The 16,514-nt window shown below is 69.5% G+C and carries 15 protein-coding genes; 8 read left to right on the forward strand and 7 right to left on the reverse strand.

What is annotated here, in order from left to right; genetic code table 11:
* Nucleotides 1–127: 127 nt before the first annotated feature.
* The 6 genes from I5731_RS02290 to I5731_RS02315 all read right to left on the reverse strand — a co-directional run bounded on the left by I5731_RS02290 (nt 128) and on the right by I5731_RS02315 (nt 7,327).
* Nucleotides 128–1,285 (reverse strand): iron-containing alcohol dehydrogenase, encoded by a 1,158-nt coding sequence (locus I5731_RS02290; RefSeq protein WP_197309744.1) that lies wholly within the window; start codon nt 1,283–1,285, stop codon nt 128–130.
* A gap of 232 nt (nt 1,286–1,517) precedes the next feature.
* Nucleotides 1,518–2,918 carry an aldehyde dehydrogenase family protein gene (locus tag I5731_RS02295; RefSeq protein WP_197309745.1) on the reverse strand — a complete coding sequence of 467 codons (1,401 nt, stop codon included), beginning with the start codon at nt 2,916–2,918 and terminating at the stop codon, nt 1,518–1,520.
* Nucleotides 2,919–2,981: 63 nt separating this feature from the next.
* Nucleotides 2,982–3,407 (reverse strand): hypothetical protein, encoded by a 426-nt coding sequence (locus tag I5731_RS02300; protein ID WP_197309746.1) that lies wholly within the window; start codon nt 3,405–3,407, stop codon nt 2,982–2,984.
* Nucleotides 3,408–3,469: 62 nt separating this feature from the next.
* Nucleotides 3,470–4,834, reverse strand: a complete 1,365-nt coding sequence (locus I5731_RS02305) for a glutamine synthetase family protein (protein WP_197309747.1) — start codon at nt 4,832–4,834, stop codon at nt 3,470–3,472.
* A 121-nt stretch (nt 4,835–4,955) separates the two neighbouring features.
* A complete protein-coding gene (locus I5731_RS02310; RefSeq protein ID WP_197309748.1) occupies nt 4,956–6,467 on the reverse strand; it encodes an amino acid permease in 1,512 nt (503 codons plus the stop codon).
* 110 nt (nt 6,468–6,577) lie between these two features.
* Nucleotides 6,578–7,327 carry an N-formylglutamate amidohydrolase gene (locus I5731_RS02315; RefSeq protein WP_197309749.1) on the reverse strand — a complete coding sequence of 250 codons (750 nt, stop codon included), beginning with the start codon at nt 7,325–7,327 and terminating at the stop codon, nt 6,578–6,580.
* A gap of 580 nt (nt 7,328–7,907) precedes the next feature.
* Between I5731_RS02315 and I5731_RS02320 the strand changes: the two genes are divergently transcribed.
* The 7 genes from I5731_RS02320 to I5731_RS02350 all read left to right on the forward strand — a co-directional run bounded on the left by I5731_RS02320 (nt 7,908) and on the right by I5731_RS02350 (nt 14,247).
* Nucleotides 7,908–8,762 carry a MurR/RpiR family transcriptional regulator gene (locus I5731_RS02320; RefSeq protein ID WP_197309750.1) on the forward strand — a complete coding sequence of 285 codons (855 nt, stop codon included), beginning with the start codon at nt 7,908–7,910 and terminating at the stop codon, nt 8,760–8,762.
* Nucleotides 8,763–8,876: 114 nt separating this feature from the next.
* A complete protein-coding gene (locus tag I5731_RS02325) occupies nt 8,877–10,514 on the forward strand; it encodes a sensor histidine kinase (RefSeq protein ID WP_197309751.1) in 1,638 nt (545 codons plus the stop codon).
* A 71-nt stretch (nt 10,515–10,585) separates the two neighbouring features.
* Nucleotides 10,586–10,846 (forward strand): hypothetical protein, encoded by a 261-nt coding sequence (locus tag I5731_RS02330; RefSeq protein ID WP_197309752.1) that lies wholly within the window; start codon nt 10,586–10,588, stop codon nt 10,844–10,846.
* A gap of 52 nt (nt 10,847–10,898) precedes the next feature.
* Nucleotides 10,899–11,423 (forward strand): bifunctional adenosylcobinamide kinase/adenosylcobinamide-phosphate guanylyltransferase, encoded by a 525-nt coding sequence (cobU, locus tag I5731_RS02335; RefSeq protein ID WP_197309753.1) that lies wholly within the window; start codon nt 10,899–10,901, stop codon nt 11,421–11,423.
* Between the two features lie 223 nt (nt 11,424–11,646).
* Complete coding sequence (locus I5731_RS02340) at nt 11,647–12,423, forward strand: SDR family NAD(P)-dependent oxidoreductase (protein ID WP_197309754.1); 777 nt, start codon at nt 11,647–11,649, stop codon at nt 12,421–12,423.
* A gap of 62 nt (nt 12,424–12,485) precedes the next feature.
* Entirely contained in the window at nt 12,486–13,499 is a 1,014-nt protein-coding gene (locus I5731_RS02345) for a Gfo/Idh/MocA family protein (RefSeq protein ID WP_197309755.1), read from the forward strand.
* A 163-nt stretch (nt 13,500–13,662) separates the two neighbouring features.
* A complete protein-coding gene (locus tag I5731_RS02350) occupies nt 13,663–14,247 on the forward strand; it encodes a hypothetical protein (protein ID WP_197309756.1) in 585 nt (194 codons plus the stop codon).
* Nucleotides 14,248–14,549: 302 nt separating this feature from the next.
* Here I5731_RS02350 and I5731_RS02355 read toward each other — a convergent pair whose 3' ends face one another.
* Nucleotides 14,550–15,494, reverse strand: a complete 945-nt coding sequence (locus tag I5731_RS02355; RefSeq protein ID WP_197309757.1) for a metallophosphoesterase family protein — start codon at nt 15,492–15,494, stop codon at nt 14,550–14,552.
* Nucleotides 15,495–16,023: 529 nt separating this feature from the next.
* On the opposite strand from I5731_RS02355, the gene I5731_RS02360 reads away from it, so the two are divergent.
* Entirely contained in the window at nt 16,024–16,512 is a 489-nt protein-coding gene (locus tag I5731_RS02360; RefSeq protein WP_197309758.1) for an NUDIX domain-containing protein, read from the forward strand.
* The last annotated feature ends 2 nt before the right edge of the window (nt 16,513–16,514 follow it).

The following is a 16,514-nucleotide window of genomic DNA, read 5'->3' on the forward strand; positions in this document are numbered from 1 at the left end:
CTCATCAGCGCTTCGGTCCGGCGTGACCGTCGTTTTGCGAAAGCCCTATCGCCCATCGTCCCCTCTCCTGCGAAGCGGGGGAGGGACAGGGAGGGGGCTTCCCACGGCAAGACCCCTCTCGCAGCCCTCAGACTTGCCCCGCCAGCGCCGCCCGGAAGATCGTCTTCACCCCGTCTTCCGTCAGCGGCACCGGATTGCCGCCCGCGGTCGGGTCGACCACTGCCATCGCCGCGATCTCGTCGAGGCGCGCGTCGTCCACCTTCAGCCCCGCCAGCGTCTCGGGAATCCCGATGTCGGCCCGGAGCGCGAGGATCCACGCGAGGAAGGCGTCGAAGCTCGGCTCGAGGCCGAGGTAGCCGGCGAGGCGGGCGACCTTCGCCTCGATCGCCGGGCGGTTGAAGACGAGGACGTAGGGCATGAACACGGCGTTGGTCAGGCCGTGGTGGGTGTCGTACAGCGCGCCGACCGGGTGCGACAGCGCGTGGATGCCGCCGAGGCCCTTCTGAAAGGCGGTGGCGCCGGCGGATGCCGCCACCAGCATGGCGCCGCGCGCCTCGAGATCGCCGCCGGTCTTCACCGCCGTCGGCAGGAATTCCTTCACGAGCCGCACGCCCTCGACGGCGACGCCTTCGGCCATCGGGTGGAAGCCGGGGGCGCAGTAGGCCTCGATGCAGTGGGCGAGGGCGTCCATGCCGGTCCAGGCGGTGAGGCTCGCCGGCAGGCCGGTGCTGAGCTCGGGATCCTCGATCACCACCTTCGGCATCATCAGCGGGTGGAAGATCACCTTCTTGGTATGGCTCGCCTCGTTGGTGATGACGCTCGCGCGGCCCACCTCGGATCCGGTGCCGGCGGTGGTCGGCACGGCGACGATCGGGGCGATGCCGGTCGGGTCGGCGCGGGTCCACCAGTCGCCGACGTCCTCGAAGTCCCACATCGGCCGGGTCTGGCCGGCCATGAAGGCGATGGTCTTGCCGACGTCGAGCGCCGAGCCGCCGCCGAAGGCGACGACGCCGTCGTGGTCGCCGAGCTTCAGCACCTCGATGCCGGCGTAGACGTTGCTCTCGACCGGGTTGCCCTTCACCTCGGCGAAGACCTCGGTCTTGAGCCCGGCCTCCTTCAGGCTCTCGACCGCCGCCAGCGTCATCGGCAGGCCGGCGAGGCCGGGATCGGTGACGAACAGCGGCCGCTTGATGCCGGCGGCGTTGCAGGCATCGGCGAGCTCGGCGATGCGGCCGGCGCCAAAGCGGATGGCGGTGGGGTAGTTCCAGTTGGCACGGGTGGTCATGGGGACCTCGTCGGATGGAGGATGGGATTGTGCCGCGGGGCCTCCCCCCTCCCTGTCCCTCCCCCGCTTCGCAGGAGAGGGGACGCTGGGCGAGGGGGCTTTCACAAAACGAAAGCTGCGCCGGACCGAGGCGAACTTGAGAACGGCGCCCTATCCTCCTGCGTCCCCTCTCCTGCGAAGCGGGGGAGGGACAGGGAGGGGGCCGCGGCGGTGCGGGTCTAGCTGGAGCCCCTCACACCGGCGCCTTGCGCATGTACCAGCTCTTTGGCCGGGTCAGCGCGTGGAAGCCGAGGGGGGAGAGGGAGGCGCCGCGGCCGGTGTCCTTGACGCCGGTCCAGGTGAGGGCCGGGTCGAGGTAGTCGCAGCGGTTGGTGAAGACGGTGCCGGTCTCGATCCGCGCGCCAATCGCGGTCGCGGCGTCGAGGTCCTCGGTCCAGAGCGAGGCGGTGAGGCCGTAGCGGCTGTCGTTCATCAGCTGCAGCGCCTCCTCGTCGTCGCGCACCTTCATGATGCCGACGACCGGGCCGAAGCTCTCCTCGGTCATGATCGACATCTGGTGGTTGACGCCGGTCAGCACCTGCGGCGCGAGATAGGGCGTGCCGGGCTTGTCGGCGGCGAAGGACTTCGGGTCGAGGTGCGCGGTCGCGCCGGCGCGGAGCGCCGCGTCGATCTGCTCGCGCACGAAGGCGGCCTGGCGGGCGCGGGCGAGCGGGCCCAGCGTCGTCGCCTGGTCGGTCGGGTCGCCGAGCACGTAGGACTTGGTGAACTCGGTGAAGCCGCCGACGAAGTCGTCGTAGACCGCCTCGTGCACGTAGAGCCGCTCGATGCCGCAGCAGCACTGGCCGGAGTTGAAGAAGGCGCCGTCGGCGATGTTCTCGATCGCGAACTGCAGCTTGGCGTCGGGACGGACGTAGGCCGGGTCCTTGCCGCCGAGCTCGAGGTTGATGGGGAGGAATTTCCCCACCGCGGCGCGCTCCATCGCCTCGCCGCCGGCGACCGAGCCGGTGAAGGCGACGAGATCGACGAGGCGGCTGGAAATCACCTCGGCGGTCTGGTCGTGCGTCATGACGATGTGCTGGAACACGCCGGCCGGCAGGCCGGCCGCGTCGAAGGCCTGCTGGAAGCGCTCGGCGACCAGCAGCGTCTGGTCGGACTGCTTCAGCACGACGACGTTGCCCGCCATCAGCGCCGGCATCACCGAGTTGACCGTGGTGAGGTAGGGATAGTTCCACGGCGCGACGACGAAGACGGTGCCGACCGGCTCGAAGCTGATCCAGCGGTGCGCGCCGCTGTCGCCGTTCTCGAGGCCGCTGTCGAGCGGGGCGAGGCTCGCCGCGGCGATCTTCGCCATGTGCTTGGTGCGCACCTCGACGCCGTTGAGCTCGAACGGCGTGTAGCGGATCGGCCGGCCCATCTGCCAGGTCAGTTCCGTCGCGATCTCGGCGCGCATGGCGAGCAGCGCGTCGAGCGCCTTCAGGCAATAGGCGATGCGCACGTCGAGCGGCGTCGCCGCCCACGCCTTCTGCGCATCGCGCGCGGCGGCGAAGGTCGCCGACACTTCACGCGGGGTGGCGACGGGGCGCTCGGCGTAGACCGAGCCGTCGACGGGGGAAATGATCTTCTGCACGGTCATGTCTTTGATCTCTGACTGGAACTGCCGGCCATCATTGATGGCTGCGGGCGAAATTGCAGGCGTCTAGGGCAGGCTTCCGCTCCAAAGACAGCGGAGGATGTAGTCGCGGTCCGCCCTCGAAACCTCGGAGCCGGCGAGGAGCGCCTTGCCCTGGTCGGTGAGGCGGAGAATTGTCTGGTACTGGAAGAACCACCCGCTCGGCAGCTGAAGCCCGCGCTTCAGTTCGATGTCGCCGCGCCGGATCAGGTCCTTCATCGTCGGTGTCACCGGCGGTTGCTTCTTGTAGCCGACCCGCATGACGCCGCCCTCTTCCTTCGCGATCAGCCACAGGAGGGCGATCCGCCGCCGGGAGGCGGGCAGCAGGTGGGCCGGGGCGGTATAGAACCACGCCAGCCGGTCGCGCCGCGCCTTCAACCTGGAGGCTTCCTTCCAGGCCTTGGTGCGGGCGATGGCGCTCGAGAGCGCACTCTGGCCTGCGAGACGTCCCATTGGACTTGGCTCCATCGGTCGGCGCGCCGCAGACCGCTGCGGCGCGCCGGGATTCATGTCTTTCAGTACCGCTCGAACCCGCGCTTCAGCTCCCAGTCCGTCACCCGGCGGTCGTACTCGAGCTGCTCCCATTCGGCGGCGTGGATGTAGTGCTCCACCACCTCGGGGCCGAAGGCGTCGGCGAGCATTTCGGAGGTGCGGGCGGTCTCGATCGCCTCGCGCAGGGTCTTCGGGATCTCGCGGATGCCGGTCTTGCCGTAGGCGTCGCCGGTGAAGGCGTCCTCGAGGTCGAGGCCCTGCTCGATGCCGGAGAGGCCGGCGGCGAGCATCGCGGCGAAGGCGAGGTAGGGATTGAGGTCGGCGCCGCCGATGCGGCACTCGACGCGGATCGCCTTCGAGCCCTCGCCGACGAGGCGGAAGCCGGCCGTGCGGTTGTCGTGGCTCCACACCGCCTTGGTGGGGGCGAAGGTGCCGGCCTGGAAGCGCTTGTAGGAGTTGATGTAGGGCGCGAGGAACAGGGTGATCTCGCGGGCGTGGGTCAGCAGCCCGGCCATGTACTGCCGCATCAGCTTCGACATGCCGTGCGGCGCGTCCTTGTCGAGGAACAGCGGCTTGCCTTTCGGCGACCACAGGCTCTGGTGCACGTGGCTCGAGTTGCCGGCCTGTTCATAGGCGTACTTCGCCATGAAGGTGATGGCCTTGCCCTGGCCCATCGCGATTTCCTTCATCGCGGTCTTCATGACGGCGTGGTCGTCGGCCATGGTCAGCGCGTCGGCGTATTTGACGTTGAGTTCCTCCTGGCCGAGGCCCCATTCGCCCTTGGAATTCTCCACCGTGATGCCGGCGCCGTGCAGGCCGTTGCGCATCGCGCGCAGCACGCCCTCGACCTTGGTGGTCGGCAGCACGCCGTAGTCCTCGATGTAGCCGTTGGCGGTGGCGAGGCCGCGCCAGCCCTTGGCGGCGGCGGAGCCGTAGGTCTCCTCGAAGAGATAGAACTCCAGCTCCGAGGCCATGAACGGCATCATTTCCTTGGCCGCCAGCCGGTCGATCTGGCGCTTCAGGATCTGCCGCGGGCTGTGCGGCATCGGATGGCGGTGATGGTCGGTGACGTCGCAGAGCACGAGCGCGGTGCCGGGCAGCCAGGGCGTCTTGCGGAGCGTTGCCATGTCGGGAACGATGGTGAAGTCGCCGTAGCCCTTCTCCCAGCTCGCCGCCTTGTAGCCGGGCACCGGCTCCATATCGATGTCGACGGTGAGCAGGTAGTTGCAGCAGTGCGTCTCTTCGATCGCCGAGGCGAGGAAGTGCTCGGCGTGGAAGCGCTTGCCGGCGAGGCGGCCCTGCATGTCGGTCATCGCGACCACGACCGTGTCGATCGATCCGTCGGCGACCAGCTTCTTCAGTTCGGCAAGGCTCAGGTTTCCGGGCATGATGTCCTTCTTCGTCGTTCGGCGGTTCCCCGCGTGCGTCCTGCGGCCGCTTCTTCCGGCTGCCGTCACGCAACGTGACGCCGGGACCTCGATCGGCCCCGGCGCCGGTGCATTCTAGGCGTTACTTCGCGACGACGCGATGGGGTGCGCCGCCGGCGTGCTCGATCGCGAACTCTTCTTCGGGCGACAGGATCAGCTTGTGGCGGCCGATGAGGGCGAAGTAGACGATCGCCACCCCGAACCACACGGCGACCCAGAGCACGCCCTTGGTGAAGTTCGGGTCCTGCACCTGGTAGAACAGCGTCACCAGCGCGATCAGGATGGTGAGCACGGCGCCGGGGATGCCGAGCGGCGAGCGATAGGGCCGCTCCATGTGCGGCTGGTTCACCCGCAGCAGGATGAACGAGACCGCCTGCAGGATGTAGGAGAACATCGCCCCGAACACGGCCATGTTGAGCAGCACGCTGCCGATGGTCGCGCCGCCCTGCTCGGCGCCGAGCGCGAACCAGATCGCCAGCATGACGCCGAGGCCCACGATGGCGCCGGTGACCATCGCCCGCGCCGGGGTGCGGTGGGTCGGGTGGGTCTTCGAGAGGGCGGTCGGGAAGTAGCCCGCGCGCGACAGCGAGTAGATCTGGCGCCCTTGCGCGAACAGGATGGTGTGGAAGCTCGCGATCAGGCCGGTGAGGGCGACGATGCCGAGCAGCACGACGCCGCCGTCGCCGTAGACGGCGCGGAAGCCGTCGAGGAGCGGTTCCAGCGACGACGACAGGTGGAACGAGCCGACGCCGGGCACCGACGGGTTGAGCAGCACGATCATGAAGGCCGAGACGATCAGCGTCACCATGCCGAGCATGATGCCCTTCGGCATGTCGCGCTTCGGGTCGACCGATTCTTCCGCCGCCAGCGGCAGCTGCTCGATGGCGAGGAACAGCCAGACGGCGAAGGGCAGGGTGGCGAGCACGCCGGAGATGCCGAAGGGGAAGAAGTCGCCGCCGCCCTCGGGAAGTTCGACCGCCGCGCCGTCCGGGCCGACGCCGATGTTGAGCGCCCAGCGGCTGAAGTCCATCGCCGGGATCGCGCTCACCCAGAAGAAGATCAGCACGGCGAGCGAGATCAGCGTCACCACCAGCGTCACCTTGAACGAGAGTTCGAGGCCGAAGACGTTGAGGGCGAGGAAGATCGCGTAGAACACGATCCAGACCAGCGGCGACCAGGCGGCGTCGAGGCCGAGGATCACGTTGACGTAGGCGGTGATGAAGGTGACGACCACCGCCGGCGTAATGACGTATTCGACATTTTCGCAGAGGCCGGTGATGAAACCGCCCCAGGGACCCATCGCGGTGCGGGCGAATGAATAGGCGGCGCCGGTGTGCGGCAGCGCCGGGCTCATCTCGGCGATCGAGAAGGTGAGGCCGAGATACATCACGGCGATGATCGCGGCGGCGACCAGCATGCCGCCCCAGCCGCCGGTGGCGAAGCCGAAGTTCCAGCCCGAGAAGTGGCCGGAGATGACCGCGCCGACGCCGAGCGCCCAGAGCGACCAGATGCCGGCGTACCGGCTGAGACCGCGCTGGGCGAAGTAGTCGGCTTCGGCGCGCTTGTAGGTAACGCTTCCCTCGTTCTTGGCCATTGTCGTTTCCTCCGGAGGCGACGCCTCCCATCCCAGCCGTCCCGGCTGCGGCCGCTTCTTGCGAGCGGATTTCGTCGGGCGGAGCGATCCACCCTGCCTTCGTGCGACCGTCAGCCGGCGCCTGAGAGCGCCCGCGCCAGCCGCCCGGCCCAGGCGTCGGCCTCGGCGGGGCCGGCGATCAGGTCGTTGCGGATCTCGATCATCACCGTCTCCAGCCCGCGCGCGGTGCCGTGGCGGTCGAGGGTGTAGTAGACGCCGTCGGCCGGGCTGTAGGGCTCGTTGGCGCGCACGTCGATGCGGATGTCGCCGGCGAGCGCCGTGAGCATCGGCGCGGCCAGCCGGTCGTCGGCGCCGAACAGGATGCCGATGTCGAAGTCGCGGCGGGTGCCCTTGAACACCGGCGTGAAGCTGTGCACGGCGATCAGCGCCGGCGGGGCGTCCGGCGCGGCCGCGGCGACACGGCGGTCGAGCAGGGCGGCGAGCGCCGCGTGATAGGGTGCGTGCACGTTGGCGATGCGCCGGGCGCGCTCGTCCGCCGAGAGGGCACGGTTGCCGGGGATCGCGGTGCTGTCGCTGGTTTCGGGGATCAGGGTCGGCGACTCTTCCGGCCGGTTCACGTCGAGCACGAGGCGCGAGATCGTGCCGCGGAACACCGGCGCGCCGAGCCGTGCCGCGAGCGACCGGCTCACCGGCAGCGCGCCGGGATCCCAGGCGATGTGGTCGCGCCGCTCCGCCTCGCCGAGCCCCAGTTCGCCCCAGGGCGCGGGAAACCGGTTCGAGGCGTGGTCGCAGACGATGACGAAGCGGCTCGGTGCGTCGCTGCCTTCGATGGCGTAAGGCGGATCCGACGCTGCGGTCATGCCGACGATCTCCCCCCGGAGCGATGGCGAACGGCGCGTCGCGCCCTGTCGTGTATCAGGATTGCCAATCGGCCGGTTTTTGTCAAATTGTGTAATTCACGTTACATCGCCGTGATGGTGTGGCGTCGGCGGCTAGGCACGGCTGCCGGTTCTGCGAGTTCCGGCGGACGTCGGGCTTCTCAGCCTCGCTTCCGTCATCACCGGCCTTGAGCCGGTGACCCACTCGCCATCCGGAACGGGTTGGCGTTCGCGATGAAATTACGTCTACAGATCAATTGCTTGTTTTAAACGATGCCGCACCGCCATTGGGTCGCCGGGTCGAGCCCGGCGATGACGACCGAGAGGGCTTCATCGGGGCCGAAGGTGGAGGGTCGAGATTCCGCACCGTGTTCGGCGAGGGCAACACGGGGAAACACGCCATCCCGTCAACGTGTCGATAGGCCGACGCCGGCACGAGCGGAAGAGCAGTGGCCGCTACCGGCGAGGCGGCTTTGCCTTCGGCGGGAATCCCGTCAGACTGCCGCCGAAGGCACGGGGGTGCCGCCGCGGCGCCGTCGCGGTCGCGAGCGACGGGGCAGCGATGACGGACGACCTCACCATCGCCGAACGCATCCGCACCGAACTCGATCGCTTCACGCCGACCGAGCGCAAGGCGGCGCACATGCTGCTCGCCAACTACCCCGTCGCGGGGCTGGAGACGGTGGCCGAGCTCGCGCGGCGGGCCAACGTCAGCGCCCCCACGGTGCTGCGCTTCGTCGCCCGGCTCGGCTTCTCCGGCTATCCGGACTTCCAGCGGTCGCTGCGCGAGGAGCTCGACAAGCAGGGCCAGTCGCCGCTCGCCAAGGCGCGGTTCGAGGCGGCCGGCCCGGCGGCCTCGGCGCCGCTCGACCGGTTTCGCGCGGCCCTTGTCGAGAACATCAACGAGACGTTCCGCCATGTGCCGGCGGCCGAGTTCGACGCCGTGGTCGGCGCGCTGACCGACATACGCCGGCCGCTGCACTGCCTCGGCGGGCGCTTCTCGGACGCGATGGCGCGATATATGGCGGTGCATCTCAAGGTGGTGCGGCCCGGCGTCAGCCACATCGGCGGCCAGGCCGCGAACTGGCGCGACCAGCTGCTCGACATGGGCACGCGCGACGTGCTCGTCGTCTTCGACATCCGCCGCTACCAGGACGATCTCGCGAGCTTTGCGGCGCAGGCGGCCGAGCGCGGCGTGACGATCGTGCTGTTCACCGACCAGTGGCTGTCGCCGATCGCCCGGCACGCCCGCCATCTCGTCGCGACCCGGGTGCTGGTGCCGTCGCGCTGGGATTCGATGGCGGCGATGATGGGGCTCGCCGAGGCGGTGATCGCCGCGGCGACCGAGCGGCTCTGGGACGGCGCCAGCCGGCGCATCTCGCTCAGCGACGCGATGCGCCATCCGCACGTGCCGTAGGCCCGGCTTCGCGCGTCGGCTGCACCGTGTCGCCGCGACCCACAACGCTCTATATGATTGATTCACCATGACGCGCGTCGGGGCGACGCGGGTCGGGCGGCGGGGGAGGCCACGGTGACATCGATCTCTGAATGGCTATTCGGCTCGGTGGCGTTCGCGCCGCACGGCTACTGCCTGCTGTGGGAACCCAACCTCATCGCGATGCACGCCGTGTCGGATCTGGTGATCGCGCTGGCCTACTTCACGATTCCCATCGGCATCATCTACTTCCTGCGCGCCAAGCAGAAGCTCGAATACGGCTGGGTGTTCGGGCTGTTCGCCCTGTTCATCGTGTTCTGCGGCCTCACCCATATCGTCGGCATGGTGACGCTGTGGTATCCGGCCTACGGTATCCAGGGGGTGGTGAAGGTCACCACCGCCATCGTCTCGGCGGCGACCGCCTATGCGATCTGGCCGATCATGCCCCAGGCGATCGCGCTGCCGACGCCGGCGCAGCTGCGCCGGGTCAACGACGAACTCGAACACCGCATTCGCGACAACACCCGCATCAACGCCGAACTCGCCGCCGCCCGGGATGAGCTCGAGGCGCGGGTCCGGGCGCGGACGGCCGACCTCGTCCGCGCCAATGCCCTGATTGCCGACCGCGAGGCGCGGATCGCCGAGACCTATCGCCGGACGCCGGTGATGATGGCCTCCACCGACGTCAACGGCGTTCTGCTCGACGTCAACGACGCCTGGGTCGACAGCATGGGGCATGCGCGCGAGGAGGTGCTCGGCCGCTCGATCTACACGCATCTGTCCACCGAATCGAAGCAGTTCGCCCGTCGCCGCGACTGGTCCGGCTTCATGGCGTCCGGCGCGCTGGAGCGGTTGCCGGTGAGCTTCGTGCGGCGTGACGGCTCGACCTTCGAATGCGAGGTCTCGGCGGTGCTGCTCGACGACGGCGCCGCCGGCGAGCGGCGCGTCCTCGTGGTCGCCGTCGACATGACCGAGCGCAACCGCGCCCTGCGCGAGCTCGAGACCCGGGCGCGCGACATGATGCGCGCCAACGAATCGCTCGAGCAATTCGCCTACATCGCCTCGCACGACCTGCAGGAGCCGCTGCGCAAGATCGTGCTCTATTCCGACATGATGCTGGAAGGGCTGCAGAACGGCCGCGAGGACGACGTCCGCTACGCCTCCGCCGTGATCCGCGACGGCGCCGTGCGGGCGCGGGCGCTGGTGTCCGATCTGCTCGCCTACTCGCGCGCCGCCAACAAGGCGATCGTGCCGGCCGAAATTCCGTTCGACCAGGCGCTGGCCGACGCGCGGCAGGTGCTTTCCACCCGCATCGAGGAGAGCGGCGCCACGCTGCTCGTCGAGGGACCGGCCGTCGTGCTGCGCGGCGACCGGCTGCAGTTCGGCCAGCTGCTTCAGAACCTGCTCTCCAATGCGCTCAAATACGCTGCGCCCGGCCGGCTGCCGGTGATCACGATCCGTACGACGATCGACCCGCGCCGGAAGCTGACGATCTCGATCGAGGACAACGGCATCGGCTTCAAGAACGAGCACGCGCAAAAGATCTTCGAGCCCTTCACCCGACTGCACACCCGCAGCCAGTATCCCGGCACCGGCATCGGCCTTGCGATCTGCCGCGCGGTCTGCGAGCGCCACGGCTGGCGCATCGCCGCCACCGGCCGCCCCGACGAGGGCGCGACGATCACGGTGACGATCGCCCGCGACGGCTATACGCTCAGCCCGAAGGCGGGGTGAGGTGGGGATATCAGGCTCGTCAAAGCGCCCTTTCTCAACCTGAACCCAAGCCCTGCAAAGCGAGGCAGTCGATGAGCCCTGACGATGTGATGAGAAAATACGCCGAAGAAAAAAGAGTTCGCCTCACGGTCAAGCTGATCGAAGGCGATGACGGCGACAAGTTTGTCGTCTTTCAGGGGAGCGCCAGGGCCATGAAGATGATGTCTGAAATATTCCTGGCGATGTCGTTGGTGGAGCCGCCGTACGATTTCTCGATGAACCCCAGGGGTGCTGGCCGTTTTCATTTCGACAGGAAGAATTCCGACATCGGATTTTATATCGATCGACCCTGAACACGATTGGTCGGCGCCGCCCCCGACCGGTTCCATTGAAAAAAGGCTCTCGATGCCCGCCCGCCTGACCCTCGTTCTCGGTGGTGCCCGCTCGGGCAAGTCGGCGCATGCCGAGGCTTTGGCGCGCGGTGCTGCCGTGGCGGGGGTGCTGCCGGCTTATGTCGCGACCGCCGAGGCGCTCGATGCCGAGATGGCGGAGCGGATCGCGCGGCACCGGGCGGACCGGGACGGCCAGTTCGAGACCTTCGAGACGACGCTCGACCTCGGCGAGACGCTGCGGCGCGCGGCGGCGCGCGGGGCGCCGGTGCTGGTCGACTGCCTCACCCTCTGGATCACCAACCTGATGGTGCACGAGCGCGACATCGCCGCCGCCGTCGCGGACTTCGGCGACGCTCTCGATGCGGTGGAGGTGCCGGTGGTGCTGGTCGCCAACGAGGTCGGCCTCGGCATCGTGCCCGACAACGCCATGGCGCGGCGGTTTCGCGACGAGGCCGGGCGGCTCAACCAGCGCCTCGCGGCGCGGGCCGAGACGGTGCTGTTCATCGCCGCCGGCCTGCCGCTGCGCCTCAAGGGCTGAGCCCCGAGGCGCGTCTCGCGCGGCGCACGGCGTTGCGGCGGGCGGGATTTTCGGCCATGACTCGGAGCCCCGCGGCGTCCCGCCGCACCACCCTTTGCGCCCGGCATCAGGGCGCCCGGCATCAGGGACTGGAACGTTCAGAGCGCCCGCCGGTTGGCCGAGAGCCCCGGCGTGGCCGGCTCCGGGCGCCGCCGCTCGATCACCGGCCCCACGAGGATCCATCATGGCCGAATCGCCGCCCGACGACGTCGTCTATCGCTGCCTCGAGGGGCGCACCGTGCTCGTCAGCGGCGGCGGGTCGGGGATCGGCGAAGCGGTCGTGCGGCGCTTCGCCGGGCAGGGCGCGCGGGTCGCCTTCCTCGACATCGCCGACGAACCGGCGGTGAAGCTCGCCGGCGAACTCGCCGAGACCGGGGCCGAGGTGCGTTACTTTCACTGCGACCTCACCGACATAGAGGCCCTTCGCACCGCGGTCGACGACGCCGCGCGAGCGCTCGGGCCGATCACCGTGCTCGTCAACAACGCGGCCAACGACGACCGCCATGCGCTGGCCGAGGTGACGCCGGAGCGTTTCGACGCCGGCATCGCGGTGAACCTCAAACACCAGTTCTTCGCCGCCCAGGCCGTGGCGCCGATGATGGCGGCGGCGGGGGGCGGGGCGATCGTCAACCTCGGCTCGATCGCCTGGCGCCTCGGCCTCGTCGATCTCGCGATCTACACCACCTGCAAGGCGGCGGTGGAGGGCATGACCAAGTCGCTGGCGCGCGAGTTCGGCCCGAGCAACATCCGCGTCAACGCGGTGGCGCCTGGCGGCATCGCCACCGAGCGCCAGCTGCGGCTCTGGACCGATCCCGAAGGCGAGCGCGAGATGATCGAGCAGCAGGCGCTGAAGCGCCGCCTCGTGCCCGATGACGTGGCGCGCATGGTGCTGTTCCTCGCCTCGGCGCAGGCGTCCGCCTGCACCGCGCAGACTTTCATTGTCGACGGCGGCTGGGTCTGAGCCTCGGCATCACGCAAACGACCCCGCGGCGCGGGGCGACAAGACGACAAGGGGGAAACACCATGGCCGAGACCGTCTCCGATCCCGTGCGCTTCGGCGTGATCAGCACCGCGAAGATCGGCCGGGAGAAGGTGATCCCCGGATTCCGCACCACGCCCTGGGTGTCGGTGCACGGCATCTCGTCGCGCGACGCGGCACTGGCGCGCAGCGTCGCGGACGAACTCGGCATCCCGAACGCTTATGGCTCGACGGAAGCGCTGCTCGCCGACCCGGCGATCGAGGCCGTCTACATCCCGGTGCCCAACGACGCCCACGTCGACGTCGCGCTCGCGGCGGCCGCCGCCGGCAAGCACGTGCTGCTCGAAAAGCCCGCCGGCCTGACGGCGGCCGACGCCCGGCGCCTCGAGGCGATCCCCGAGGGCATCCTGTTCATGGAGGGCTACATGGTGCGCCAGCACCCGCAGTGGGCGCTGGTGCGCGACTGGGTGCAGGGCGGGCGGCTCGGGCGGCCAATCGGCTACCAGTCGTGGTTCTCCTACATGAACACCGACCCCGCCAACATCCGCAACCGGCTGGAAACCGGCGGCGGCGCCGCGCTCGACATCGGCGTCTATCCGCTCGTCACCAGCCGCTTCGTGCTGGGGCGCGACCCGCGCCGCCTGGTCGCCGTCATTGACCGCGATCCCGCCTTCGGCACCGACCGCACCAGCAGCGTGCTGGTCGACTACGGCGACGGCATCCACGCGACCTTCACGGTCTCGACCCAGTGCGTGGTGCACCAGCGCGCCACCATCTGCGGCACCGAGGGACGGGCCGAGGTGGTGATCCCGTTCAACGCACCGCTCGGCGGCGAGACCCTGGTGCGCTTCGATGCCGGCGCCGCGCTCGGCGACGCCTCGGCCGAGACGACGGTGGTGCCGGCCTGCGACATGTACGGGTTGGAGGGCGAACTCTTCGCCAAGGCGGTGCGCGGCGTGGCGCCGCTGCCCTACGGCGTCGCCGACGCCGTGCTGCAGATGCGCCTGCTCGACGCGATCTTCCGCTCGGCCGAAACCGGCGCCTGGGTGGAAATCTGACGCCGTCGCGATTTCCACGGGTTTCGACGCGCCGAATGGCTTGGCCCTTCTTTTTCCGGGCCGTCACGGTTAACATTCCGTGAAACCGTTCCGTCACGAGCAGCCGTCTCGGACCCGCGGGCGCAATCGTCTTGCGTCCGCCGCGGTGAACCGGAGTCCGCGGATGAGCGACCGTTTGAAAGAGACCGAGGCCGACCTGCCCAAGGTGCGCCGCCTGTCGGACGCCGTGCGCAAGGTCCGGATCGCCGAGGCCGAGCGCGTCGACGCCTTTTCCGACCTCTACGAGTCGGAGAAGGCCCGGCTCGGTCTGCTCGCCGAGGAACTCGACGGCGTGTTCGCCGAACTGCCCGCCGAGGACGGCTACTTCCTGTTCCAGGTGCTGCCCGGCATGCCGCCGCGCTTCTGGGTCGACGCGACCTCGCACGTCGTCATCGCCCGTGACCGCCGCACCTACCGCTTCCTGAAGGACACCCGGCTCGGCCGCACGGTGATTCGCGAATCGACCGACGTCGGCGAGATCGCCGACGCGGTGACCGACTACGTCGCCGAGCGTGTGGTGGAGCGCGAGCGGGCGCTCGAGAACGACTGGATGCAGGAGCGCATGCGCCAGGCGGCGCAGCCCGCCGCCGCGCCGGCCCCCGCCCCGCGCCGCAACTGGGGCGCAATCGCCGCCGCCTTCCTCTTCGGCATCGCCGCCGGCGTCGGCGGGCTGGTGGCCTATGCGTGGTTCAGGCTGCCGGGGGTCTGACGCGAGGTCCCGCTCGAGTCGGGTGGGCTAACTGACTTGCAGGCCTGCCGCGGTACCAGATTGCCTGGTGTTCCGCACCTAAGAGCGTCTGTCCGCCTCATCCTGAGGAGCATCGCGCAGCGATGCGTCTCGAAGGGCGAGGCGGCCCCGGCGGTGCGATCTGCCGGCCGGGCGTCCGATGGAACAGAGGGGCCGGCCTCGTCCTTCGAGACGGCCCTGCGGGCCTCCTCAGGATGAGGGCGGGGACGGGTTTGCTTGGCGGCGTTGGACCGCTAAACCCGCACCAGCTATAGACTTTTCCCCTACTCGACCCGCGCGACCGCCGCGCCACCCACATGCCTTGTCGGGGCGTGGCCGACGGTGAGTTCGCGGCGCTCGTATTCGACGAAGCCGGTGCCGTCGGGGGTCAGGCGGTGCTCGGTGTGGGTGATGTGCCAGACGCCGTCGACCGGGCTGCCGATGTCGAAGATGTTGTAGCCGGCCGGGGGCTTGCGGCCGCCCGGGCGCTGGCTCGCGGCCGAGACGCCGATCACCGGGATCGGGCCGTCGCGGCCGGGCAGGGTGGTGCGGGTGGCGAGGTGGGTGTGGCCGTGCAGCACCAGCTCGGCGCCGGCGTTGCGCAGGGCGCGGCGCACGCGCGAGGCGCCGACGAGGCGCTTCGCCCAGCCGGTCGCGTCCGGAAACGGCGGGTGGTGGATCATCACGACGCGGAACAGGCCCTCGTGGCCGAGCGCGATCAGCCGGTCGGTGAGCAGGCGCTCCTGCTGCGCCGAGACGTAGCCGGTGGCGAGGAACGGCGCGCTGGCGCGGGCGCTCGACATGCCGACGAGGGCGATGCCGCCGCGGCGGCGGATGTAGGGCCAGGCGACCTCGTGGTGGCCGTCGCCGAGCATGAACGGCTTCCAGGCGTCGTTGGCGCGGGCGAGCGCGCCGGGGACGTAGGCGTCATGATTGCCGGGCACGACCGAGACGTATTCGCCGTCGCCGATGGTGTCGAGGAACGCGCGGGCCGGGATCAGTTCGGCTTTCAGGGCGATGTTGACGAGGTCGCCGGTGACGGCGACGTGGTCGGGCTCCGCCGCCAGCACGTCGGCGACGAGGCCGGCGAGAAGATCGCCGCGCATCAGCTTGCCGCGGCCGCGGCGCCAGTTGATGTAGCCCACCACCCGCTTCGACGCGAGTTCGCGCCAGGTGGGGGAGGGCAGCGGCCCGATGTGCGGGTCTGAGAGATGCGCGAGGCGGAACATAAGCCGCCATAGCCCAGCCCGGCGCGGGGGTAAAGCCGCAATGGCGTGAGGACCGCCGGTCGCCGTGCGCCGAGGTCGGGGACGGCGCCGGAAATCCGGCCCGAAATGCGGAGAACCCGGGCCGGCTGCGCCGACCCGGGTTCATCCGGCAAGTGACTTGCGATGGGGAAGCCGGGCGGCACCGAAGCGGTGCGCGGCGCGGCGGCCCCGCGCGGCTCAGCGGTTGTACATCGACAACAGCGAGGCGATGACGCGCGGGTTGGTCATGTCGACGGCCGGCTTCCAGTAGTACCGCTCGGCGCGGGCGATGGAGAGGCGGCGAAACAGGGAGAGCATGATGATCACGAATGGTTGGTGGTGGGATGCCGACAGCGCGTCGTGTCCGTCTAGGCCTCGCTTATATAGCGATTGCACAGTTTCTATGCCATCTGCGCCCAACATGGGCAGCCATGCAGGCGTCGCATGGCATTCTTCACGAATCCTTCGCAATCACCGGTGAGTCTGCTGCAATGATGGGCAATTCTTGAGCATGTCCGAATCCGGGCGCCTGCGGGCGCTGATTTTCTCGGCCCGGTCTGCCGTGGTCCGGCTCTGGCGGGGCACCACACTCGGCGTCCGCGGCATCGTCGTCGGGGACGATGGCGGTGCGGCGACGGTGCTGCTCGTGCGCCACTCCTACCTCACCGGCTGGTACCTGCCCGGCGGCGGCGTTGACCCCGGCGAGACGGCGGCGGCGGCGCTGGCGCGCGAGGTATTGGAAGAGACCGGCGTGGCGCTGACGGCGACGCCGCGCTTCCTCGGCCTCTTCTTCAATCCGCGCATGGCCGGGCGCGATCACGTTGCGTTGTTCGAGGTCGCGGCCGGCGGCTGGCGGCGGGCCGTGCCGTTCCGCCCCGGCGCGGAAATCCGCGATGCCCGCTTCTTTCCGCTCGCCGCGCTGCCGGACGACCTCAGCGATGCGACCCGCCGCCGGCTGGACGCCTGGGCGGCCGGCGCGCCGCCGGACGAGGTCTGGTAGCG

This window comes from Methylobrevis albus (assembly GCF_015904235.1).
Lineage (GTDB): Bacteria > Pseudomonadota > Alphaproteobacteria > Rhizobiales > Pleomorphomonadaceae > Methylobrevis_A > Methylobrevis_A albus.